This window comes from Verrucosispora sp. ts21, assembly GCF_002879555.1.
GTDB classification, from domain to species: domain Bacteria; phylum Actinomycetota; class Actinomycetes; order Mycobacteriales; family Micromonosporaceae; genus Micromonospora; species Micromonospora gifhornensis.
Map to the genome: position 1 here is coordinate 20565 of NZ_PNOZ01000031.1, position 22366 is coordinate 42930.

General features: G+C 69.8%; 21 protein-coding genes. 3 read left to right on the forward strand and 18 right to left on the reverse strand.

Annotated elements, in window-relative coordinates:
• Window positions 1-79 precede the first annotated feature (79 nt).
• The 3 genes from C1A38_RS15365 to C1A38_RS15375 all read right to left on the reverse strand — a co-directional run bounded on the left by C1A38_RS15365 (window position 80) and on the right by C1A38_RS15375 (window position 2962).
• Complete coding sequence (locus C1A38_RS15365; RefSeq protein ID WP_102658501.1) at window positions 80-847, reverse strand: enoyl-CoA hydratase/isomerase family protein; 768 nt, start codon at window positions 845-847, stop codon at window positions 80-82.
• Window positions 848-890: 43 nt separating this feature from the next.
• Complete coding sequence (locus C1A38_RS15370; protein WP_007072022.1) at window positions 891-1118, reverse strand: helix-turn-helix domain-containing protein; 228 nt, start codon at window positions 1116-1118, stop codon at window positions 891-893.
• Between the two features lie 239 nt (window positions 1119-1357).
• A complete protein-coding gene (locus C1A38_RS15375) occupies window positions 1358-2962 on the reverse strand; it encodes an ABC-F family ATP-binding cassette domain-containing protein (RefSeq protein ID WP_102658502.1) in 1605 nt (534 codons plus the stop codon).
• A 248-nt stretch (window positions 2963-3210) separates the two neighbouring features.
• On the opposite strand from C1A38_RS15375, the gene ypfJ reads away from it, so the two are divergent.
• Both ypfJ and C1A38_RS15385 read left to right on the forward strand, forming a co-directional pair.
• Window positions 3211-4116, forward strand: coding sequence for a KPN_02809 family neutral zinc metallopeptidase (gene ypfJ / locus C1A38_RS15380; protein ID WP_013734926.1), 906 nt, complete (start codon window positions 3211-3213; stop codon window positions 4114-4116).
• Between the two features lie 125 nt (window positions 4117-4241).
• Window positions 4242-5273, forward strand: coding sequence for a hypothetical protein (locus C1A38_RS15385; RefSeq protein WP_102658503.1), 1032 nt, complete (start codon window positions 4242-4244; stop codon window positions 5271-5273).
• 73 nt (window positions 5274-5346) lie between these two features.
• On the opposite strand, the gene C1A38_RS15390 is transcribed toward C1A38_RS15385, so the two are convergent.
• The 12 genes from C1A38_RS15390 to C1A38_RS15445 all read right to left on the reverse strand — a co-directional run bounded on the left by C1A38_RS15390 (window position 5347) and on the right by C1A38_RS15445 (window position 18675).
• Complete coding sequence (locus tag C1A38_RS15390; protein ID WP_102658545.1) at window positions 5347-5994, reverse strand: acVLRF1 family peptidyl-tRNA hydrolase; 648 nt, start codon at window positions 5992-5994, stop codon at window positions 5347-5349.
• Between the two features lie 57 nt (window positions 5995-6051).
• Window positions 6052-7374, reverse strand: a complete 1323-nt coding sequence (locus tag C1A38_RS15395) for a WxL protein peptidoglycan domain-containing protein (protein ID WP_102658504.1) — start codon at window positions 7372-7374, stop codon at window positions 6052-6054.
• Window positions 7375-7497: 123 nt separating this feature from the next.
• Window positions 7498-10575, reverse strand: coding sequence for a M12 family metallo-peptidase (locus C1A38_RS15400; protein ID WP_233196844.1), 3078 nt, complete (start codon window positions 10573-10575; stop codon window positions 7498-7500).
• Between the two features lie 391 nt (window positions 10576-10966).
• Complete coding sequence (locus C1A38_RS15405) at window positions 10967-11623, reverse strand: LysE/ArgO family amino acid transporter (RefSeq protein WP_102658506.1); 657 nt, start codon at window positions 11621-11623, stop codon at window positions 10967-10969.
• 230 nt (window positions 11624-11853) lie between these two features.
• Window positions 11854-12291 carry a metal-sulfur cluster assembly factor gene (locus tag C1A38_RS15410; protein ID WP_102658507.1) on the reverse strand — a complete coding sequence of 146 codons (438 nt, stop codon included), beginning with the start codon at window positions 12289-12291 and terminating at the stop codon, window positions 11854-11856.
• On the reverse strand, window positions 12288-12764 hold the full coding sequence (gene sufU / locus C1A38_RS15415; RefSeq protein ID WP_102658508.1) for a Fe-S cluster assembly sulfur transfer protein SufU: 477 nt from the start codon (window positions 12762-12764) through the stop codon (window positions 12288-12290). The genes C1A38_RS15410 and sufU overlap by 4 nt, the downstream gene beginning before the upstream one ends.
• A gap of 42 nt (window positions 12765-12806) precedes the next feature.
• Window positions 12807-14111, reverse strand: a complete 1305-nt coding sequence (locus C1A38_RS15420; RefSeq protein ID WP_102658509.1) for a cysteine desulfurase — start codon at window positions 14109-14111, stop codon at window positions 12807-12809.
• 26 nt (window positions 14112-14137) lie between these two features.
• On the reverse strand, window positions 14138-14911 hold the full coding sequence (sufC, locus tag C1A38_RS15425) for a Fe-S cluster assembly ATPase SufC (protein WP_013734934.1): 774 nt from the start codon (window positions 14909-14911) through the stop codon (window positions 14138-14140).
• Window positions 14911-15237, reverse strand: a complete 327-nt coding sequence (locus C1A38_RS15430) for a non-heme iron oxygenase ferredoxin subunit (RefSeq protein ID WP_102658510.1) — start codon at window positions 15235-15237, stop codon at window positions 14911-14913. The genes sufC and C1A38_RS15430 overlap by 1 nt, the downstream gene beginning before the upstream one ends.
• The gene (gene sufD, locus C1A38_RS15435) at window positions 15237-16379 is read right to left on the reverse strand and encodes a Fe-S cluster assembly protein SufD (RefSeq protein WP_102658511.1); all 1143 of its coding nucleotides are present in this window, start codon (window positions 16377-16379) and stop codon (window positions 15237-15239) included. Before sufD ends, C1A38_RS15430 begins: the two co-directional genes overlap by 1 nt.
• A 77-nt stretch (window positions 16380-16456) precedes the next feature.
• The gene (gene sufB / locus C1A38_RS15440; RefSeq protein ID WP_102658512.1) at window positions 16457-17887 is read right to left on the reverse strand and encodes a Fe-S cluster assembly protein SufB; all 1431 of its coding nucleotides are present in this window, start codon (window positions 17885-17887) and stop codon (window positions 16457-16459) included.
• Window positions 17884-18675 (reverse strand): helix-turn-helix transcriptional regulator, encoded by a 792-nt coding sequence (locus tag C1A38_RS15445; RefSeq protein WP_102658513.1) that lies wholly within the window; start codon window positions 18673-18675, stop codon window positions 17884-17886. Before C1A38_RS15445 ends, sufB begins: the two co-directional genes overlap by 4 nt.
• A 97-nt stretch (window positions 18676-18772) precedes the next feature.
• On the opposite strand from C1A38_RS15445, the gene C1A38_RS15450 reads away from it, so the two are divergent.
• Window positions 18773-19762: a COX15/CtaA family protein gene (locus C1A38_RS15450; RefSeq protein WP_233196845.1), complete on the forward strand. Its 990-nt coding sequence runs from the start codon at window positions 18773-18775 to the stop codon at window positions 19760-19762.
• 63 nt (window positions 19763-19825) lie between these two features.
• Here the strand turns inward: C1A38_RS15450 and C1A38_RS15455 are convergent, their stop codons facing one another.
• The 3 genes from C1A38_RS15455 to C1A38_RS15465 form a co-directional block, all read right to left on the reverse strand.
• Window positions 19826-20752 carry an ATP-grasp domain-containing protein gene (locus C1A38_RS15455; protein ID WP_102658515.1) on the reverse strand — a complete coding sequence of 309 codons (927 nt, stop codon included), beginning with the start codon at window positions 20750-20752 and terminating at the stop codon, window positions 19826-19828.
• 6 nt (window positions 20753-20758) lie between these two features.
• Complete coding sequence (locus tag C1A38_RS15460; RefSeq protein WP_013734941.1) at window positions 20759-21094, reverse strand: hypothetical protein; 336 nt, start codon at window positions 21092-21094, stop codon at window positions 20759-20761.
• Between the two features lie 299 nt (window positions 21095-21393).
• Window positions 21394-22350 (reverse strand): heme o synthase, encoded by a 957-nt coding sequence (locus C1A38_RS15465; protein ID WP_102658516.1) that lies wholly within the window; start codon window positions 22348-22350, stop codon window positions 21394-21396.
• Window positions 22351-22366: the final 16 nt, after the last annotated feature.

The following is a 22366-nucleotide window of genomic DNA, read 5'->3' on the forward strand; positions in this document are numbered from 1 at the left end:
GTCACACTGCCGTCGGGTCGATTCTCCCGATGACTACGACAACCTCGTACGTAACCCGGACCTTCCCGATCGGTCCTTACTATTCTCCGCGCCCCGTGAGATCGCGCAGCCGCCGGGTCTGTGCCTCCCGCTCGGCCCGCTGCTGCTCGACATGGCTGCGCCCGGCAGCACCGGCGAGCAGCGCCTTGATCTCCACGACCGCGTTGCGGTTGTTGGCGAGCAGACCCGCGGCGAGATCCCGCACCGCGTCGTCGAGCTCGGCGTTGGGCACGACGACTGTGGCCAGCCCGATGCGGTCCGCCTCGGCGGCGTCCATCCGCCGGCCGGTGGCACAGATCTCCAGCGCCCGGGCGTAGCCGACCAGTTCGACCAGGCGCTTGGTGCCGGCCAGGTCCGGCACCAGCCCGATCGTCGCCTCGGCCATGGACAGCTTGGCGTCGGTGGCCAGCACCCGCAGGTCACAGGCGAGCGCGAGCTGGAAGCCGGCACCGATCGCGTGGCCCTGCACGGCGGCGATGGAGATGATGTCCGGCCGGTGCAGCCAGGTGAACGCGGACTGGTAGACCGCGATCCGGTCGGCGCACTCCGACTCGGGGAGGGCGGCCAGATCGGCGAAGGAATCCGGGCCGGAGGCACCCGCGATCGACAGGTCCAGTCCGGCCGAGAACGCGCGCCCCTCACCACGGAGGATCACGACGCGTACGTCGCCGGGCAGGGCCCGGGAAAACTCGCTCAGCGCGCGCCACATCGCCGGGGTCTGCGCGTTGAGCACGTCGGGCCGGCACAGGGTGACTGTGGCCACCGGCCCGTCGCAGTCCAGCCGGACCCCGGTCGCCTCGGTGGTCACCGGGCGGCCCGGGTCACGGCGATGGGCGCCGTCAACCGGCGCGTCATGCCTTCTTACGCCGTCGCGCGCCGCCGCGCTGCCGCAGCTGCACTCCGGACTCGGTGAGTACCCGGTGGATGAACCCGTAGGAACGGCCGGTTGAGGCCGCGAGGGCACGAATGCTCTCTCCCCCGGTGTACCGCTTGACCAGGTCCTTGGCGAGCGTCTGACGCTCGGCTCCGACGATCCGGCGACCCTTCTCAGTGCTGGTGGCTGTGCCCGTGGCTGCCATGCTGTGTCCTCACGTCCCAGACTGTGCGGTTCGGATACGGTCCCACCTATTAGACCGTCTCGAACGATCATGCGCCAGATATCAACTATTCGCCAACCGACACGCTATGCAATGTCAGCTTCCCGATAGGTAACCCACCCCACCCCGCCGACCACCCCTTGATCAAGAGCTTTTCGTCTGATCCGAACGCGATTCCAGGCGCGAACTTCTTGATCAACAGGTGGGTGGGAATGGGTGGGTCAGGCGAGTTCGACGAGTTCGAGGAGGTCGTCGCTCCAGGCGTCCTCGTCGCCGTCGGGCAGCAGGATGGCGCGGTCGGGCTTGAGGGCGAGCACGGCGCCGGGATCGTGGGTGACCAGGACGATCGCGCCGGGATAGCGGGCGATGGCGTCGAGGACCTGCTCCCGACTGACCGGGTCCAGGTTGTTGGTCGGCTCGTCGAGCAGCAGCACATTCGCACCGGAACACACGAGCGTGGCCAGGGCCAGCCGGGTTTTCTCCCCACCGGAGAGCACCCCGGCGGGCTTGTCCACGTCCTCGCCGGAGAAGAGAAACGCACCGAGGATCTTGCGCAGTTCGGTGTCGGTCTGTTCGATCGCCGCGGCCCGCATGTTCTCCAGCACGGTCCGCTGCACGTCAAGCGTTTCGTGTTCCTGGGCGTAGTAGCCCAGTCGCAGCCCGTGCCCGGGGTGCACCCCGCCGGTGTCCGGCTCCAGCAGACCACCGAGCATCCGCAGCAGCGTCGTCTTGCCGGCACCGTTGAGCCCGAGGATGGCGACCCGGGAACCCCGGTCCACCGCCACGTTGACGTCGGTGAAGATCTCCAACGAGCCGTACGACTTGGACAGGCCGGTCGCGGTCAGCGGGGTCTTGCCGCAGGGGGCCGGCGCGGGGAAACGCACCTTGGCCACCTTGTCGGAGACGCGTACCTCCTCCAGCCCGGACATCAGCCGCTCGGCCCGGCGGGCCATGTTCTGCGCGGCGACCGTCTTGGTGGCCTTGGCCCGCATTTTGTCCGCCTGGGCCATCAGCGCGCCGGCCTTCTTCTCGGCGTTGGCCCGCTCCCGGCGGCGACGCCGCTCGTCGGTCTCCCGCGCCTCCAGGTACGCCTTCCAGCCCAGGTTGTAGACGTCGACCACGGACCGGGTGGCGTCGAGGAACCAGACCTTGTTGACCACCGACTCCAGCAGGTCACCGTCGTGGGAGATGACCACCAGGCCGCCCTTGTGGTTGGCGAGGAAGCCGCGCAGCCAGGTGATCGAGTCGGCGTCGAGGTGGTTGGTGGGCTCGTCGAGCAGCAGAATGCCGCCGCCGTCGTCGCCCGCGTCCCGGAACAGGATCCGGGCCAGTTCGATGCGGCGGCGCTGACCGCCGGAGAGGGTGCCGATGGTCTGGGCCAGGGCCCGGTCGGGCAGCCCCAGGTTCGCGCAGATCCGCGCCGCCTCGGCCTCGGCGGCGTACCCACCGAGGGCGGCGAACTGGTCCTCCAGCGCGCCGTAGCGGCGGACCAGCTTCTCGTCGCCGCCGTCGGCGAGCTTCGCCTCCAGGTCCTTCATGCCGGCCATCAGGGCGTCCAGGCCGCGGGCGGAGAGCACCCGGTCGCGGCCGGTGACCTCCAGATCGCCGGTACGCGGATCCTGCGGCAGATAGCCGACGGGGCTGCGCCGGTCGACCTGACCGGCGTACGGCTGGCCCTCACCGGCCAGCACCTTGAGGGTGGTGGTCTTGCCGGCGCCGTTGCGGCCGACAAGGCCGATGCGGTCGCCGGGTTGCACCCGCAGCGTCGTGTCGGACAGCAGGATCCGGGCGCCGGCGCGCAGTTCCAGGCCGGTGGCAGTGATCATGTTTCGGGTACTCGCTCTCGGGATCCGGAGGGCTGACTCAGGGCACACGAAAGCGCCGGCGGATCGTGGGGACCCGTCGGCGCGGGGCGTTCAGCCTTCGCAGAGCAGCACGGCGACAAGTGTACTCGGCCCCGGTTGCGGGGCACCGGGGATTATCAACCAAGATCGTCGGGTACCGGATCGCCCACCGGAGCCTGTTTCCGGCACCGCGACCACCCTCAACTGATCACCGACTGATCGGGGTCACCATGGAGCTGAACGAGAACGCCCGCATCGACACCAGCCAGATCGACGACCGACGCGGCAGCGGCGGAGGCGGTGGGATGGGCATCCCCATCCCGATCGGTGGTGGGCGCGGCGGCATCGTCGGGATCGTCATCGCCGTACTGGTGGCCCTGGTCGGTGGTGGCCTCGGCCTGAACGCGATGACCGGCGAGGAGGGCGACAACGCCGCGCTGGAGCAGCGTTGCGAGGAGGCCCCGGACGCGCTGGAGCACCTGGACTGCCGCAACAACCTGTACGTCAACTCGATCCAGGCGTACTGGCGTACCGCCCTGCCGGAGGCGTTCGGCGAGCAGTACCGCCCGACCCGTACGGTCTTCTTCGATCGGGCCGTCAACACCGCCTGCGGCTCAGCCGACTCCGGCGTCGGCCCGTTCTACTGCCCGGCCGACTCACTTGTCTACATCGACCTGTCGTTCTACGAGGTGCTCTCCGAGCAGCTCGGTGCCAGCGGCGAGTTCGCCCAGCCGTACGTGCTGGCCCACGAGTACGGCCACCACGTGCAGAACCTGCTCGGCACCAACGAGCAGGTCCGCCGCGCCCAGCAGCGCGACCCGGGCGCGGCAAACGAACTGTCGGTACGGCTGGAGTTGCAGGCCGACTGCTACGCGGGCGCGTGGGCCAAGAACGCCACCGGCACCGCCGACGACCGCGGCCAGAAGATCTTCACCAGCATCACCGAGCGGGACATCGCCGAGGCCATCGACACCGCCGAGGCGATCGGCGACGACGCCATCTCCGAGCGGGCGAACCGGCCGGTGAACCCGGACGAGTTCACCCACGGCTCGTCGGCCGACCGTAAGCGCTGGTTCAACCGGGGCTACGAGAGCGGCGACCCGGCCACCTGCGACACCTTCAGCGGCGCGGTCTAGGAAGGGCCCCTTCCACTACCGGGCTCCGTTCGGGCTGGTGCGGGCAGGAGCGGGATTGTTACTCTACGTTGTCGAATGACCCCCCAATGTAGTCAGACCCCTCGTCGGTCCGCCAGGGAGCCGCCATGCCTTCGACCGAGCACCGGCCCACCGTCATCTCCCGCCGTTCCAGCAGAATCGCCGCCACCCTTCTGGCTGCGGCCGTCGCAGTCACCGCGGCGGTGCCCGCCTCCGCCGCGGTGGCCCGGCCGCCGTTCACCTACCAGGCTGTCGACCTCGGCTTCTACGCCTTCCCCTCGCAGCTGGCTCTCAACGAACGGGGGCAGGTCGTCGGCACCGGCCCTGGCCGCGTCAGCTTCATCTGGCACGCGGGGCGGGGGAAGCTGCTACCCCTGCCCGCCGACGTCCAGTGGTTCTCGGTCCAGGACATCAACAACGCGGGCGTGGTGGCCGGCAGCGCACCCGACGTGTGGGGAAGCGATCAGGCAGCGCTCTGGCGTGACGGCCGGGTGACCCGGCTGGCGGCGCTCGGCAATGAGGAGAGCGTCGCCTTCTCCGTCAACGACTCGGGGACGGTGGCCGGCTACAGCCGAGCACCGGACTGGACGGACAGCACCTTCCTGATGCGGCGGGGCGAGACGATCCAGGTGCAGCGCAACAACATGTACCACGGCAGTCCGGCGTTGCTGAACAACCGGGGCGACCTCGCGGTTCAGTACGTGACCGCGAACTGGTACCAGATTTGCGACTGCTTAGGTGGACGCTGGCGCAACGGGGTACTCACCCCGTTGGGCACCCTCGGTGGGTCGAGCTGGAGTCCGCCGACGGACATCAACAACCGGGGTGAGATCGTCGGCTACTCGCACAACGCGGATCGGGCGTTTCGGGCATACCTGTGGCGGGACGGGACGATCCGCGACCTCGGCACGCTGGGTGGCAGGGTCAGCGAGGCGACGGGGATCAACGACCTCGGCGAGATCGTCGGTCACGCCGACCTCGCCGACGGCGGGTCGCACCCCTTCCTCTGGCGGCGTGGCCGGATGATCGACCTGACCACCCTCGGGCTGCGTCCCACCGACCGGGTCGTCGACATCAACGGCCGGGGGCAGATCGTCGGCGTACGCGACGGCCGGGCGACCCTCTTCGTCCGGTCCTGAGCGTTGCCCGAGCCGGCCGTCCGGCGCCGCATCGAACCCGCACTGACCCCCTGAGCAGCTGACGCTCAGGGGGTCAGGCGGGGTCGCGGACGAGGATGCGCACGGCTCGGGCGGCGGTGGCCGCGTCCTGGAGTACCGCGTATCGGGGCTCGGGAACGTCGAGCAGCCGCTCGGCGCGTAACGCGGCCAGCGGGGCCAGCCTGCGGTCAGCGAGGATCCCGTCCACCGTCCGCCGGTCACCGCCGACGACCAGCGCGGCCAGCCGATCGGCCTCCGGCAGCAGCAGCCGCACCGCAAGCTCCGCCGCCTCGCCCAGGGCCGCCTTCGCCTGGTTGTCCCGGCGGCGGGCGAACCGCTGCTGCGACCAACCACCGGCGGCGGTACGCCCCTGCACGTACCGGGTGTCCACCTTGTGCACCGGCAGCCGCTCCCCCTCGGCGATGCCTACCGCCACCGCGCCCTTACGGGCCAGCAGCAGCCCGATCCGGCGGGACGCCACGGCCTGCTCGACGAAGGCATCCAGGTCGGGCGTCGCGGGTACGCCCGGCGGTCGGTGCAGCTCGGCGGTGGCACCGTCCGGGGCGGCCAGTAGCAGGCCGTACTCCTGGCCGGTGACGGTGGGCGGGCCGTGCCGGTCGGTGAAACCGGCGACCCAGCGTGCGATGCGGGCCGGGTCGACCTCGACCCACCGGCCGCCGCCGGCAGCGGGTCGACTGGTCATGCCCTGACCGTACGGCATCGCCCCACGCGTCCCACGACCACCGCGACGCTCGTCGCGCTACCGGGCTACCGGGCTACCGGGCTGGTCGGTGGCTGCGGTCGGCTGCGCGGGTACGGCGGGATCCTGCTGCGCCTCACCCGACGGCGCAGCCGGCGTCGACACCGCCGCCTCACCCGACGGCGCAGCCGGCGTCGACACCGCGGCCTCACCCGACGGTGCAGGCGCACCAGAGGGCGCAGGGCCACCAGAGGGTGCAGGGCCACCAGACACGGGCTTCTCCACCGGGTTCGCCTGGGCGGCTGCGGCCCGGCGGCGACGGATTCGCAGGTACACCGTGACGCCGGCCACCAGCAGTGCCGCGAGGAGCAGCCACGGCATCGCCCAGATGCTCTTGTCGGTGCGCACTGGCGACAGGACGCTGCCGTCGGCCATGGCGGGAGTCAACTCCACCTCGGCGGTCAGCCGCACCGCGGGCGGCACACCGGTGACCCGCTCGGTGATGGTGAAGACCGAGCCGGGAAGCAGTTCCGGCAGCGCCAGCCCTTCGCTCCGGGCCAGCTTCCAACCGAAGGGACCCTTCACGGCCACCTTGCCGGTACCGCCCAGACGGACGTTGCCGGTGTTGCGCAACCGGTAGGTGACCACCATGTCGGTACGGCCGATGGGATTGATCGGCGTCTCGTATTCGACGTCCATCGACTCGACCGTCAGAGCGGGAGCGACATCGCCGGTGACCCGGAGGTAGACGCGGGCCGCGACCCGCCGGTCCATCTGGACCTGCTGCCCGTCGGCAGTGACACCTGTCTGCCGGACCGCGGCGATCACCCCGCCGATGTGGTCGCCCGGGGTGGCGTTGGTGGGCACGCTGATCTCGAACCGGATGTCGGCCCGCTTGCCCGGCTTGACGGTGACACTCTTCTTCTCGACACGGGTCCAGGAGCCGACGTCCGTGGGCTCCTGGTTCGCGGGCAGCAGCGAGAAGGCGCCGTCGACGGTGGTGAAGGCGTCCGTGGCGTACACCTGGAACGTCAGTGGCCGGTCGCTGAGGTTCGTCACCCCGACGTAGTCGAACAGGGTGCTGCCGGGGGCCACGTCGTAGATGAAGTGGTTACGTCCGGTCGGGCCCTTCGGCCCGGAGGGCTGCACCGAGAAGCGATCCACCTGCTGCCCGGCGTTGCTCCCGGTGGCGCCCGGCGCGGACGGGCTGGGGCTCGGGGTCGCCGGAGCGGCGGCGGCCGGCGGCGCGATGCTCAGTGCGAGCAGCGCCGCGCCGAGCGGTACGCCGATGCGCGTCGCGACCGCGACAAGGGACCGACGCGCCCGGGACGCCGTGGCGTCGGGCGCGGGTCGGAACCGGGACAGGAACGTTGCAGAGGGCATACCGGGGCTCCGGAAGATCGTGTGTTTCAGCGGGTCGGGACGGCGGGACGGGGGTTGTGCCCCCGTCCCGCCACCGGTGGGGCGGATTGCTCCGCCCCACCGGAATGACCCGACTACCCGAACCTAGGAGAGGGTCAGGGTCAGGGTCGCGATGTAGTCGCCCGCCCGTGCGGAGGACGGCACACCGAGGTTGAGCTCAGCGTCACAGGTGAACACGCCACCACTGACCCCGGCAGCCGAGGTGCAGAGGGCACGTGCCTCACCCAGACCGGCGCCGGGCTCGGCGACGGCACCCGGGGTGACGACACCCTGGACACCGATGAACCGCTCGGTCTGAGCCTCCGCCGACGGCACCCAGCCGAGGTTACCGGCAGCGATGCTGGCACCGTTGGTCGAGGTGAAGTCGGAGACCTGGCCGGTCAGGCTCCAGCCGGCGCTGGTGCCCCGCAGGTCCTCGACGGTGGCCTGGTTCAGCGCACCGGTGGTGATGTCACCGAGGTTGACCGCCGGCAGGGCGACGGTCGAGCCGGCGACGGACAGCGCCAGCGGACCCGGCTTGACGGTGGTGGTGATCTGCTGCTGCGCGTCCCCACCGTTGAGCAGGATGGTGAAGTCGGCCTCGTTGACGGCGAAGAAGACGTTCCCCACCGCCTCGATCTTGATGCGAGCCTTGTCCGTCGAGACGTTCGGCAGGCGCACCTCGGCGCTGCCGTTGTTCGCGGTGCTCTCCGCCAGCACGTACGGGAAGGTCTCCCCACCGTCGGCGGAAAGCGTGATCTTCACCTCGCTGACGTTCACCGGCGCCTGGTCGGTGCCGGCGACATCCCAGGTCACCGTCTGGGTCGAACCGCCGTCGAGGCCGGCGTCGGTGCCCTGCGAGGTGACCAGGAACGGCCCGGCCTGCGGAGCCAGGGCCACAGCGACGTTGGCGCTGCCCACGCCACCGCCACCCAGCCGCCCGTCACGGGCGGTGAGCTTGAAGTTCATGGTCCGGTCATTGTTGAAACCGACCCAGTCCTGAGTGGGCAGGAACTCCGAGTAGCAGTCCACGATCTCGGCGGGAACGTTCGAGGCGCTCCCGCTGGTCGGCGGCGCCGGTGCGACCGGGCAGGCGCCCGTCTTGGCGTTGGTGTTGCCGGCCAGGATCTGCTTCATGTCCGGGAAGACCCGGGTCGAGTTGGTGGTGACCACGTTCTGACCCGGCGAGTGGTACTGCTGGGCGTCCTCCGGCGTCACGTTCGCCGCCTCGCCGAAGACCCGGAACAACGGACCGTTGGTCTTGGTGTTGTTCATCAGTGCGGTACCGGCGGAGCCACCCCGGTCGTTCTGCTCCCACAGGTAGGTCAGCGCGTCGCCGTCGGCGTCGGTGGCGCTACCGGTGAGCGCGAACGGGGTACGCACCGGGATGGTGACGCTGTCCGGCACGGTGACCACGGGAGCGTGGTTGGCCGTCTCCTGCACCAGGTGCCCACCGTTGTCGATGGCACCACCCTTGGACGTCTCGCCGACGAAGCCGGAGGCACCGAAGACGTTGGTCAGGGCGAGCTGCTCGACGTTGGTCTGGGCCAGCGCGCCGGTGAACGTCACCTGGAAGCCGGTGTCGTTCAGCGTCCCGCTGCCGCCGAAGGCGGCGACGTTCACCGTGGCACCCGCCGGCCAGCCCGGGATCGCCTCGATCGCGGCCTTGATGCCGGCGGTGGTGTAGTTGACGCCACGCACGATCGGGGCCGAGTTCGCGCCACCGTAGCTGATCGTGAAGGAGTCACCGTCGGTGTCGAAGTCGCGCAGCGAAACGGTCTGCACCTCGTTGATCGCCGGCCGCGTCGCGTTGACGAAGGTCGTGATCTCGGTGAAGGTGCGGTGCGACCAGTACGGGTCGGTGTGCGGCTGGAGGTTGTCCTGCCGGCAGATACCGGCGTACGCCATGATCGACGAACCGCTGCCCGGCTCGTACGAGTTGGCCGCGCTGCGGTTGCCGCCGGAGCAGTTGTGCTGGTTGCCGTTGAAGGTGTGGTTACCGGCGAACTGGTGACCGATCTCGTGTGCGACATAGTCGACCGCGAAATAGTCACCGACCGGGTTCGGCAGACCGGTGCAACCGCGCGCCTTGCCGTCACCACCGACAACGCCGAGGCCGGCGATACCGCCACCGGCGAGGCCGAGGGCGATGTGTCCGACGTCGTAGTTGCTGGCGCCGACGATCTGACCGAGGACGATCCGGTTGCGGTTCAGCAGACCGCTGCTGCACCCGGCAAGCTGGGCCGGGGTGTAGCAGGGTGCCGCGCCACACGGGCCGTTGGGCTCGGTGGCCAGCGCCGGGGTGTTCAGGTTCGTCTCGTCGGTGGCGTTGACCAGGACGAGCCGGATCGCGGTCTCGTCCTCGTAGATCTGGTTGACCCGGTTGATCAGCGTCACCTTCGCCGCGGTCACGTTCTCCGCGCCGAAGTAGTTGGCGTACGACGGGTCGGTGACCATCGCGAGCCGGTAGGTCCGCAGCGACACCAGCGGGCCGATGACCGGCTCATCCGCGTGGGCCCCGATCTCTTCCTTCAGAGCGTGGGCCGCCGTCTCGACGTCCTCGTGCTCGTGGAATTCACCGTGGGTGTCCTCCAGGTCCCTGGCGAAGTAGCTCGCGTACAGGCTCTGGTCGCGCTGGTAGACCGGGTCGATGTACCAGGTGCCCTCGGACGAGCGCACCGAGGCGTGGAAGCCGAGCGGGGTGAGGTCGGCCCGCACCGTCGCGGTCGGGTCGTCCACGCCCTTGCCCGCGTACGTGGTGATCTCGGGGTGAGCGGCGGCGAGGTCCGCTTCCATCACCGGCGACTCGACCAGCTCGAAGCGCTGGAACGTGCCGTCCGGGGCGGGCAGCGACACCAGCTGCCGCTGCTGACGGGCGGCGAGACGGTTCTCCACCGGCGCCTTGTCCAGCAGGCTCTCGATGCCGGCCCGGTCGAGCGTGAAGGTCTTCTGCTTCTTCGCCTTGATGGCGGCCTTCTTGCCCGACTTGGTCGGAGCGGGCTTGCCGTCCACCTTGCGCCAGAGGCTCTCGCTCGACGGAGCGGCGACGGCAGCGGTGGGCGCGGCCAGGACCGGCAGCATCGCTGCGGTCAACGCGGCGGCCAGGACGCCCGCCAGTCGACCACGACGCGGCGGGCCGCTGCTGCGCCCGCCACGCGCTTGTGGGGTGAGGATGATCCTCAAGGTTGCTCCCAGCTGTGAAGGGGAATGACCAAACGTGCCCTCTCCTTCGGTATTGGAGAGGGCAAGATGATCAGGATTTGCCAGCACCCTAAACACGAGATGAATTCAGGGCATCGGACGGAAGGGTGAGGTCCACCTGGCAGGACGTTGGCCGACAGGCGCTCGGCAGTCAGGAATGGACCGCAGCTCCACTGATTCGAGCCTCAGGCATTACCGAACGGATGATCAAGGCCGACTGCGGGACGACCATGATCCAACCGTTCGGCGCACGGGACCGACCGTCCCTCCAGCAGCCTTCTTTACCTGGCTGCCACACGATCAACATACAACCGTCATATCTGTGGTGTCTGTCGCAGATGACGACCGTCACCACGGTCGTAACGACAGTCGCTTAGTGTCCATTCAGCAGCATGGCGACGGCGAGCGTGGCGATGATGGCGCTTGACGACAGCGCCGTCACCAGCCTGCCCCGCACCCCGGTGAGCACCCGCCCGACCATCGTGCCGCCTGCGGCGATCAGCAACTGCCAACTGGCCGAGGCGAGGAACACCCCGAGGGTGAACAGGGTCGCCAGGGCGAACCCCGATCCGCCGAGCTCCACCCGACCGAGCACCAGCGCCGTGAAGTAGACGACGGTGGCCGGATTGAGCAGGGTCAGCGCGAGGATCCCGGCGAAGGCCCGGATCGGGGTGTCCAGGCCCCGTCTCGCAGCCCCGCCGACGTCCGCTGCCGGGTCGGCCGCGCCGCGCGGCCGCAGCGCCCGCCACGCCCCGTAACCGGCCAGGCCCAACAACACCGCCGCCGCGACCAGTCGCAGCGGCGTGGCGAACGGTGCCAGCCAGCCGGCGACCACGGCCCCGCCGAACGCCGCCACCCCGGCGTAGATCCCGTCGGCAGTGGCCACCCCGAGCGCAGCGGACGCACCGACCCGGAACGAGGTCCGCGCGGCGAGCCCGAGGATGAGTACGGCGATCGCGCCGACCGGAATGGCCACACCGTAGCCGGCGACCACACCGGCCAGGAATGCGCCGGTCACGACGGTCGACAAGGGATCGAGACGCCACGTGCCGAGTTCTGCTGTCGACCCGCGACGATGGTCACGGTGACAGGGAACGGCTCAATCGCAAGCGCCTCGCACACGCACACGATCTTGCACGAGGCGGCTGCCTCACGCCAGCGGTTAACATCCCGCGAATCAAGGGCTGACCTCGGCAAACCCACGCAAAGACGCCCGGAGCACCGGCCGTGGCCGGTGCTCCGGGCGTCTGGATGTCCGCGTCAGACGTTGAAGCCGAGGGAACGGAGCTGATCCCGACCCTCGTCGGTGATCTTGTCCGGACCCCACGGCGGCAGCCAGACCCAGTTGATCCGGATGTCGTTGACCAGGCCGCCACCCGGGCCGGTGGTCAGCGCCTGGCGGGCCTGGTCCTCGATCACGTCGGTGAGCGGGCAGGCCGCCGACGTCAGCGTCATGTCCAGGGTGGCCACGTTCTCGTCGTCGACATGCACCCCGTACACCAGGCCGAGGTCGACCACGTTGATGCCCAACTCCGGGTCGACAACGTCCTTCATCGCCTCCTCGACGTCGGCCACTGCGGCCTTGCCGCGCGCTGCCGTACCGTCGGCAGCGGGCGTCGCCGACGCATCGGTGGCCGGCGTCGCCGCGCTGTCGGTCGCCACGGCGCCCGCCTCCGGCGTGCTGGTTTCCTCGGTCATGCCTTCACCTCCGTCGGGCTCGCGCCCACACCGGCGCGTGCCGCGGCGTCCTTGAACGCCATCCACGGCAACAACGCGCACTTGACCCGGGCGGGATAACGGGCGACACCCTCGAACGCCACCCCGTCGCCGAGCACCTCCTCGTCCGGCGTGACCTGGCCACGGCCGGACATCAGCGCCACGAACGCCTCGTGCACCTGGAACGCCGCCACCGCCTCCCGGCCGGTCAACAGCTCGTGCAGCACGCTGGCCGACGCCTGGCTGATCGAGCAGCCCATGCCGTCGTACGACACGTCGTGCAGCACCTCACCGTCGGTGGCCACCCGGACGGTCACCTCGTCACCGCACGTGGGGTTGACGTGGTGCGCCTCGGCCACCCGGTCGGCCGGGTCGGCGGCGTCGCGCAGCCCTCGCCCCTGCGGGTGCTTGTAGTGATCCAGGATGATCTCCTGGTAGAGCGATTCAAGCTGCATCAGGCTGAGCTCCTGTCGACTCGCGGACTCCTGCGTCGCCGCTCACTCGAACACCTTCCGCACCTGCTCCAGGCCAGCCACCAGGGCGTCGATCTCCTCGGTGGTGGTGTAGAGGTAGAACGAGGCCCGGGTCATCGCCGGCACCCCGAAGCGGGTGCAGACCGGCCGGGCACAGTGGTGGCCCACCCGCACCTGCACACCCAGGGAGTCGAGCACCTGCCCGACGTCGTGCGGATGCACGTCGCCGAGGGCGAAGGAGATCGTGCCACCCCGGCCGACCGGCACGTCCGGGCCGAAGATCCGCAGGCCGGGCACGCTACCCAGAGCATCCAGGGCGTACGCGGTCAACTGCTTCTCGTGCCACTGGATCGCCCGCATGTCGAGTGCGGTGAGGTAGTCCACGGCCGCACCCAGCGCGACCGCCTCGGCGATCGGCGGGGTGCCCGCCTCGAACCGGGCCGGCGGCGCGGCGAACGTCGAGCCGGCCAGCGTCACCGTCTCGATCATCGAGCCGCCACCGAGCACCGGCGGCATCGCGGCGAGCAGTTCCGACCGCCCCCACAACACCCCGATGCCGGTCGGGCCGCACATCTTGTGTCCGGTGAAGACGATGAAGTCGGCGTCCATGTCGACCACGTCGATCGGCATGTGCGGCACCGACTGCGAGCAGTCCCACAGCAGCAGCGCGCCCACCTCGCGGACCCGCTCGGTGATCCGCGCGGTGGCGTTGACCGTGCCGAGGATGTTTGACACGTGCACCAGCGAGACGATCTTCGTCCGCTCGGTGACCAGGTCCGTCAGCCCCGACTCGTCCAGCCGGCCCTGCTCGGTGACCGGGAACCAGCGCAGCGTCGCGCCGGTGCGCTCGGCCAGCAGCTGCCACGGCACGATGTTCGAGTGGTGCTCCATCTCGGAGATGACGATCTCGTCACCCGGGCCGAGCCGGAACCGAGGGTCGGCGTCGGCGCGCAGCGAGGCGTTGGAGAAGGCGTACGCCACGATGTTGATCGCCTCGGTGGAGTTCTTGGTGAACACCACCTCGTCGACGCTCGGCGCGTTGATGAACGACGCCACCTTCGCCCGAGCCGACTCGTACCCCTCGGTGGCCTCGGTGCCCAGCGTGTGGACCGACCGGGACACGTTGGCGTTGTGCTGCTCGTAGTGCTCGCGCAGCACGTCGAGCACCTGACGCGGCTTGTGCGAGGTGTTGGCGCTGTCGAGGTAGACCAGCGGATGGCCGTTGATCTCCCGACCGAGGATCGGGAAGTCGGCGCGTACCGCCGCCACGTCGTAGCGCGGCTCGTCGTCGTACTGCGGCATCCCCGGCGGGATCGCGATGGTGGTCATCGTCGTGACCAGCCTTTCCTCTGGGATCAGGCCCGCGCCGAACCGGCCCCGGCCACGTACCGCTCGTAGCCCTCTTCCTCAAGCTTGTCGGCCAACTCCGGGCCACCCTGCTCGACGATCCGGCCGGCCACGAAGACGTGCACGAAGTCCGGCTTGATGTAGCGCAGGATCCGGGTGTAGTGGGTGATCAGCAGCAGGCCGGTGTCACCGGTGTCACGCACCCGGTTCACGCCCTCGCTGACCACCCGCAGCGCGTCCACGTCGAGGCCGGAGTCGGTCTCGTCGAGGATGGCCACCTTCGGCTTGAGCAGCTCCAGCTGCACGATCTCGTGCCGCTTCTTCTCGCCGCCGGAGAAGCCCTCGTTGACGTTGCGCTGGGCGAACGCCGGGTCCATGTGCAGGCGCTCCATCGCGCCGCGCAGCTCGGCACCCCAGGTCCGCAGCTTCGGCGCCTCGCCGTCGATGGCGGTCTTGGCGGTACGCAGGAAGTTCGCCACCGACACACCGGGCACCTCGACCGGGTACTGCATGGCCAGGAAGAGGCCGGCGCGGGCCCGCTCGTCGACGGACATCTCCAGCACGTCGACGCCGTCGAGGGTCACCGAACCGCCGGTGATCTCGTACTTCGGGTGACCGGCAATCGAGTACGCCAGGGTCGACTTGCCGGAGCCGTTCGGCCCCATGATGGCGTGGGTCTCGCCGGAGCGGACGGTCAGGTCGACACCGGCCAGGATCGGCTTGAGCTCACCCTCGGGCAGCTTGACCGACACCTGCAGGTCACGGATCTCCAGGGTGCTCATTATCGGGTCACTCCATTGCTCGGCGTCAGACTGACGTAGATGTCGCCGTCGCGGACTTCGACGGGGTAGACAGGGACGGGTTCGGTCGCGGGCAGGCCGCTCGGCTCGCCGGTACGCAGGTCGAAGCGGGAGCCGTGCAGCCAGCACTCCAGCGTGCAGCCCTCCACCTCACCCTCGGAGAGCGCCACCGCGGCGTGCGAGCACTCGTCGTACACGGCGTAGAACTGGTCGTCCTCGCCGTGCACCAGCGCGATCTGGGTGCCCTCGACATCGGCGCTGATCGCGGTGCCCTTCGGCACGTCCTCGACCGCACAGATCCGGATCATCAGGCGCCCGCCTTGGACAGCCGCGCCTCGATGGTCTCCCCCAGCCGCTCTCGCAACTCCTCGACCGGGATCTTGTTCAGCAGCTCGGCGAAGAAGCCGCGCACCACCAGCCGGCGGGCCTCGGCCTCCGGGATGCCCCGGGCCATCAGGTAGAACAGCTGCTCGTCGTCGAAGCGGCCGGTGGCGCTGGCGTGACCGGCACCGGCGATCTCGCCGGTCTCGATCTCCAGGTTCGGTACGGAGTCCGCCCGCGCGCCGTCGCTGAGCAGCAGGTTCCGGTTGATCTCGTACGTGTCGGTGCCGGTCGCCTCGGCCCGGATCAGCACGTCACCGACCCAGACGGTGTGGGCGCTCTCGCCCTGCAACGCGCCCCGGTAGCCGACGTAGCTGCGGCAGTCCGGGACGGTGTGGTCGACCAGCTGGCGGTGCTCCAGGTGCTGGCCCGAGTCGGCGAAGTAGACGCCGTACAGCTCGGCCTCGCCACCCCGGTCGGTGTACTCGACAGTGGTGTACTGCCGGACCAGGTCACCGCCGAGGCTCACCTGCACGTGCAGCACCCGCGCGTCGCGGCCCAGCTTCACCTTCAGGTGCTGGGCCTGCACCGCGTCGTCGGCCCAGTCGGCGACGGTGACCAGGGTCAGCTTCGCCCCGTCCCCGACGGTCACCTCGACGTTGTCCGCCAGCGTCGCCGAACCCACGTGCTCCAGCACCAGGATCGCCTCGGCGAACCGGCCCACCTCGACGACGGTGTGCCCGAAGGCCAGGCCCTCGCTGCCCTCACCGACCACCCGCAGCACGGCCGGGCCGCTGACCACGGCGTCCTGGGCCACCCGCACCAGCAGCGCCTGCTCGACGCCGCCGTAGGCCAGCGCGCTGACCCGGTCGAACGGGGTGAGCACCGTACCGACCCGCGGGTCGTCGCGGCCGATCCGCTCCACCAGTACGCCCTCGGGCAGGTCGGCGTACTCGTGCCGGACCGTGCCGGTGGCGATGCGATCGTCACCGACCAGCCCGCGCAGCCGCTTGAGCGGGGTGAATCGCCACTCCTCCTCCAGGCCGGTGAGGGCCGGGAAGTCGGCGACGTCGTACGAGCGCAGCGCCTGCGACTTGGTGGTCGGCGGCGCGGAAGCCTGGATAGTCATCTCGTCCTTGGTCTGTTCTTGCGACGACGGTCTGGTGCTGGGGTGGCGGGCCGGACGTGCCGGCCCGCCGGGCGGGGTCAGCCGACCGCGCCCTCCATCTGCAGCTCGATCAGGCGGTTGAGCTCCAGGGCGTACTCCATCGGCAGTTCCTTGGCGATCGGCTCGATGAAGCCACGCACGATCATCGCCATCGCCTCGTCCTCGCTCAGGCCCCGGCTCATCAGGTAGAAGAGCTGGTCCTCGCTGACCTTGGAGACGGTGGCCTCGTGCCCCATCGAGACGTCGTCCTCGCGGATGTCGACGTACGGGTAGGTGTCCGAGCGGGAGATGGTGTCCACCAGCAGGGCGTCGCACTTGACCGTGCTGGCGCTGCTGTGCGAACCCTCCAGCACCTGCACCAGACCCCGGTACGAGGTCCGGCCGCCACCCCGGGCGATCGACTTCGACACGATGGTGCTGCTGGTGTGCGGTGCCGCGTGCACCATCTTGGCGCCGGCGTCCTGGTGCTGCCCCTCGCCGGCCATGGCCACCGAGAGCACCTCGCCCTTGGCGTGCTCGCCGGTCATGTAGACCGCCGGGTACTTCATGGTCACCTTGGAGCCGATGTTGCCGTCGATCCACTCCATGGTCGCGCCCTCGTGGCACACCGCGCGCTTGGTGACCAGGTTGTAGACGTTGTTCGACCAGTTCTGGATGGTGGTGTAGCGGCAGCGGGCGTTCTTCTTGACGATGATCTCGACGACCGCGCTGTGCAGCGAGTCCGAGGAGTAGATGGGCGCGGTGCAGCCCTCGACGTAGTGCACGTACGCACCCTCGTCGACGATGATCAGCGTCCGCTCGAACTGGCCCATGTTCTCGGTGTTGATCCGGAAGTACGCCTGCAGCGGGATCTCCACGTGCACGCCCTTCGGCACGTAGATGAACGAGCCACCGGACCACACGGACGTGTTCAGCGCGGCGAACTTGTTGTCGCCGACCGGGATCACCGTGCCGAAGTACTCCTTGAAGATGTCCTCGTGCTCCTTGAGGGCGGTATCGGTGTCGAGGAAGACGACACCCTGCTCCTCCAGGTCCTCACGGATCTTGTGGTAGACCACCTCGGACTCGTACTGCGCCGCCACACCGGCGACCAGCCGCTGCTTCTCCGCCTCGGGGATGCCCAGCCTGTCGTAGGTGTTCTTGATGTCCTCGGGCAGGTCCTCCCAGCTGGTGGCCTGCTTCTCGGTGGACCGCACGAAGTACTTGATGTTGTCGAAGTCGATCCCGGTGAGGTCGGCGCCCCAGGCCGGCATCGGCTTGCGCTCGAACAGCCGCAGGCCCTTCAGCCGCAGGTCGAGCATCCAGGCCGGCTCGTTCTTCTTGGCCGAGATGTCCCGCACCACCGCCTCGTTGAGGCCACGCTGAGCCACAGCGCCGGCGACGTCCGGGTCGGCCCAGCCGTACTCGTAGTTACCGAGGGCGGCGAGCTGCTCCTCCTGGGTCAGGGGCTGGACGATCTGCTCGGTCATCTATCTGTCCTCACAGTGGTGACGGTCGTACCGGACTGGGCAGGCGGCGAACCGGGAATGTGCGTGGTGCACACCCCGTCACCGTGCGCGATGGTGGCCAAACGTTGCACGTGCGTGCCGACCAGGCGGGAGATCACCGTGGTCTCGGCCTCGCACAGCGCAGGGAACTCGGCGGCCACGTGCGCCACCGGGCAGTGGTGCTGACACAGCTGGCCGCCGGAAGCGATCGTGGACGCACTGGCAGCGTAACCCTCGGCGGTCAGCGCGGCGGCGAGAGCCTCCGCCCGCGCCATCGGGTCGTCCCCGGCGTCGGCCAGGGCCGCCTGACAGCGCGCCTCCAGGGCGGCCACCTGCTCGGCGGCGAACTCCTCCACCGCGCGAGGGCCACCGGTGCGGGCGATCCACCGCAGCGCGGCGGTGGCCATGTTGTCGTAATGGTGGGTGCCGCAGCGGCTACGCGCGGCATCGGTCAGCAGGAACACCTTGGCCGGACGGCCCCGCCCCCGGTGACCGCGTACCGTCTGCTCGCGGGCGACCACGTCACCATCGGCGAGCATCGCGTCGAGGTGCCGGCGGATCGCCGCCGGGCTGAGCCCCAGCGCGCCGCCCAGCTGAGCGGCGGTGGCGGCGCGGCGCTCCAGCAGCAGCTGGGTGACCCGGCTGCGGGTCGACGAGTCGGCGCTGGGAGTAGCATCCGCTACCGGCCTGGTGGAGGCGGGTGGCGTCGAGCTGCCGGCGGCCGAATCGGCTGCCGACGGGTGCTCGGGGAGCCCTGCCGCCTTTTTCACAACGCCCACGTTACGTAATTCGACCAGGCCCTGCAAACGGGGGTCCGGTGATCCGAGCCACCGAAAGGGCGGAGTCACCCGATCGGGGACAACTACGGTGCGTAGGATTCGCTCCGTGAAGCGACCTGCCCGGTTCCCGGTCTCCAGCACGCTGCTCCGCCGCCTCGCGTTCGCCAACATCGTGGCGAACGTGGTGATCGTCGTCACCGGCGGGGCGGTCCGGCTGACCGCCTCGGGCCTCGGCTGCCCCACCTGGCCCAGGTGCACCGATGATTCCTACACCACGACCGCCGAGATGGGCGTGCACGGGGTGATCGAATTCGGCAACCGGCTGCTCACCTTCGTCCTGGTGCTGATCGCCGGCGCCGCCCTGCTGGCCGTCCTGGCGCACCGCCCGCGTCGGCGGGGAGCGCTGCCCCTCGTGCTGGCCGTCGTGCTGGGCATCGTGGCGCAGGCCGTGATCGGCGGCATCACCGTACGCACCCAGCTGCACCCCTCGGTCGTGGGCATCCACTTCGTGGTCTCGATGCTGCTGCTGCTCGTCTCGTACGCCCTGTGGCGGCAGGTACGCGAACCCGACGGCCCCAAGGTCGCCCTGGTCCCCCCGGCGCTGCGGGCCCTGACCTGGATCACGGTGGTGGTCAGCGCGGCGGTGATCGTCGTCGGGGTGCTGGTCACCGGCAGCGGTCCGCACGCCGGAGATGCCGACGCGGTCCGCAACGGCCTGGACCCGCAGACCATCTCCCAGGTGCACGCCGACCTGGTCTTCCTGCTGATCGGCCTGACCGTCGGCCTGTGGCTGGCGCTGCGCGCCCTCGGTGCACCGGCCGGGGCGGTACGGGCCGTCCGCACCCTGCTGCTCGTCGAGCTGGCTCAGGGCGTGATCGGCTTCGTGCAGTACTTCACCAACCTGCCGGTGCTGCTGGTGGGCGCCCACATGCTCGGCTCCTGCCTGGTCTGGCTGGCCACCCTGTCGGTGCTCTGGTCCATCCGCGAACGCCGCCCGGCGCACCCCGACCCGACCGGCCCGGCCACGCCGCCCGGAAGCGTCACCCCCGCCCAGGAGCCGGTCACCGCCCACGCCTGACCCGCGCTCCCGCCCGCCCCTGAGCCGACGGAGTCGGCGGTAGGGGTCGGGCGGCGGCGCGGGTCAGGCGGGTGCGTGGGTCAGGTGTGTGTGGATGGCCTCGGCGAGGCGCTCCGGAGCGCCGTCGGCGTAGCCGAGGAACAGGGACGGCTCGGTCAGCTCCAACTCGACAAGCACCGGCGTGCCGTCCGGGCCGGGGATCAGGTCCACCCGGGCGTAGAGCAGGCGGTCCGTCCCGCCGGGCACCACGGCCAGGGTGCGCTCGGCCACCGCGAGCTGGTCTGCGGTGGCGGTACGCGGGCTGATCTCCTCGGGCTTGTACAGCCCTTCGGTGCCCAGGTCGGGACCGGACAGCATCGGCCCCTTGCGGATGGCGTGGCTGAACGCCAGCCCCTGCGGGCCGGCGAGGTAGAGCAGCGCGGTCTCCCCGGCGGTGTCCACCGCGCGCAGGTACGGCTGGATCATGGCGATCCGACCGGCGTCGCCGAGCCGGCGTACGTGCGCCACGGCGAGGTCCCGGTGCTCCGGGTCGGTCAGGTCGTAGCGGCCGGTGTCCTGGCTGCCGGCGCTGATCGACGGTTTGACGACGTACTCGCCGTCGTCGGCGGGCGGCTGCCACGACTCACCGGGCAGCACCCAGCCGGTGGGTACGGTCGGCACCCCGGCGGCACGCAGTTCGTCGAGGTAGCGCTTGTCGGTGTTCCAGCGCACCACGTCGGCCGGGTTGACCAGTCGGGGCACCCGGGCCGCCCAGGCGACGAAGTCGTCGCGGCGAGACATGTAGTCCCAGGGTGAGCGGAGCACGACCAGGTCGTAGTCGGCCCAGTCGACGGCCGGGTCGTCCCAGACGACCGGTTCGGCGGCGATGTCGCGGGCGGCCAGCGGTGCGATCACGAGGCGATCGTCCGCTTCGAGATCGGCGAATTCGGTACAGGTGACGAGAGCGACCCGGGGTTTCCCCCGGGCCGGCTGGTGGTGGTGGTCGGTCAATTTATGTCAACGGGCCATCGTGCGACGGGCCATCGAACGCCAAAGGTCGTTGCTCGGGCGCATCTGGTCCATCAGTTCCCGCTCCCAGGCGTTCTCCACGGCAACCCCGGCCTGCGCGCAGGCCTCCCGGGCGACGACCGTGTCCTCTGCGAACTGGTCTCCCCAGGCACCGTCCGAACCCACCAGGACGATCCGGGCACCTCGCTTGCCGACGTACTCGATGACCGCTTTCGCCCCGCCATGTCCGGCGGCGAACGACCTGATCCCCGCGACCAGCCCGTTGGGGGCCGAGCCGGAGGGGGTCTGTTCAGCCGTCAGCGTCGTATCGGAACCATCTGCCATAACGAGAAGCCTAAGCAAACAAGGTGCCGAAGGTAGGAGAACCGTAAGCTTTTTGTGATACCGATAACGCAAAGGTTTAGGGAAACGGGATACCTTTTCGCCCGTATTTATCCGGTCTAAATCGGCCATAACCACCGGTCAGATGGGGCCCAATCGGCCAGGAACACGCGGAACCCGTCGTGGCCTACCTACGGCGACAATTCAGACACCCACATCGACTGCTGCCACTTGATAAGAAGGAACCCTTCCTATACTGCGGCGTCGAAACGGGACCTACCGGGCGTCTCGGCGGAACGCGCTCAGAGGAGCGCGTCGAGGGCGGCGGCGGCGAAGACGATGGTCAGGTAGGTCGTGGACCAGTGGAACAGCCGCATCGGCTTGACCGCCTCGCCCCGCCGGGCCCGCCCGGCCAGCTTGTGCGCCTCGACGATGAAGATCGCGCCCACCACCAGCGTCGGTACGCCGTACACCGGGCTCAGGCCCAGCGCCCAGACGGCCAGCGAGGAGAGCACCGTCAGCCAGGCGAAGAACACGATCTCGGCGTTCACCCGCCGGACGGAGGCCACCACCGGCAGCATCGGAATGCCGGCGCGGGCGTAGTCGTCCTTGTACTTCATCGCCAGGGGGTAGAAGTGCGGCATCTGCCAGAAGAAGACCACCGCGAACAGCCCCCAGGCCACCGGCGACAGCGAACCGGTCACCGCCGCCCAGCCGATCAACACCGGCGCAGCCCCGCAGGCCCCGCCCCAGAAGGTGTTCGCCGTGGTGGTCCGCTTCAACCACAGCGTGTAGACCAGGTCGTAGTAGACGATCGCGGCCAGGGTCAGCCCGGCGGCGAGCAGGTTGGTGAAGGCCGCCATCAGCACGACCGAGACCACCGCCAGCACCAGACCGAAGATCAGGGCGTTACGCGGCGTCACGGTGTGCGCGGGCAGCGGCCGACGCTTGGTCCGCCGCATCACCTGGTCGATGTCGCGGTCGATGTAGCAGTTGAGGACACTGGCGGCACCGGCGGCGAGCGAGCCGCCGACGAGCACCACCGCGACCAGCCACAGCGACGGCAGCCCGCCGTGCGCGAGCATCATCGCCGGCACGGTGGTGACCAGCAGCAGCTCGACGATGCGCGGCTTGGTCAACGACACGTACGCGGCCACCACCGCCCGCACGTCGCGGGACCGGGCCGGCGAGTGCTCCGCCGAGCGCACCGGCGACTCCCCGGCAGGGTCACTGACCGGGCGCTCGGTGATCATGCTCACGGATTGCCACCTTCCG

Excerpts from the sequence above, each read along its gene's own strand:
- C1A38_RS15370 (WP_007072022.1), bottom strand. The coding sequence starts at position 1,118 with ATGGCAGCCACGGGCACAGCCACCAGCACTGAGAAGGGTCGCCGGATC.
- C1A38_RS15375 (WP_102658502.1), bottom strand. The coding sequence starts at position 2,962 with ATGATCACTGCCACCGGCCTGGAACTGCGCGCCGGCGCCCGGATCCTG.
- ypfJ (WP_013734926.1), top strand. The coding sequence starts at position 3,211 with ATGGAGCTGAACGAGAACGCCCGCATCGACACCAGCCAGATCGACGAC.
- C1A38_RS15385 (WP_102658503.1), top strand. The coding sequence starts at position 4,242 with ATGCCTTCGACCGAGCACCGGCCCACCGTCATCTCCCGCCGTTCCAGC.
- C1A38_RS15390 (WP_102658545.1), bottom strand. The coding sequence starts at position 5,994 with ATGACCAGTCGACCCGCTGCCGGCGGCGGCCGGTGGGTCGAGGTCGAC.
- C1A38_RS15395 (WP_102658504.1), bottom strand. The coding sequence starts at position 7,374 with ATGCCCTCTGCAACGTTCCTGTCCCGGTTCCGACCCGCGCCCGACGCC.
- C1A38_RS15410 (WP_102658507.1), bottom strand. The coding sequence starts at position 12,291 with ATGACCGAGGAAACCAGCACGCCGGAGGCGGGCGCCGTGGCGACCGAC.
- sufU (WP_102658508.1), bottom strand. The coding sequence starts at position 12,764 with ATGCAGCTTGAATCGCTCTACCAGGAGATCATCCTGGATCACTACAAG.
- C1A38_RS15420 (WP_102658509.1), bottom strand. The coding sequence starts at position 14,111 with ATGACCACCATCGCGATCCCGCCGGGGATGCCGCAGTACGACGACGAG.
- sufC (WP_013734934.1), bottom strand. The coding sequence starts at position 14,911 with ATGAGCACCCTGGAGATCCGTGACCTGCAGGTGTCGGTCAAGCTGCCC.
- C1A38_RS15430 (WP_102658510.1), bottom strand. The coding sequence starts at position 15,237 with ATGATCCGGATCTGTGCGGTCGAGGACGTGCCGAAGGGCACCGCGATC.
- sufD (WP_102658511.1), bottom strand. The coding sequence starts at position 16,379 with ATGACTATCCAGGCTTCCGCGCCGCCGACCACCAAGTCGCAGGCGCTG.
- sufB (WP_102658512.1), bottom strand. The coding sequence starts at position 17,887 with ATGACCGAGCAGATCGTCCAGCCCCTGACCCAGGAGGAGCAGCTCGCC.
- C1A38_RS15460 (WP_013734941.1), bottom strand. The coding sequence starts at position 21,094 with ATGGCAGATGGTTCCGATACGACGCTGACGGCTGAACAGACCCCCTCC.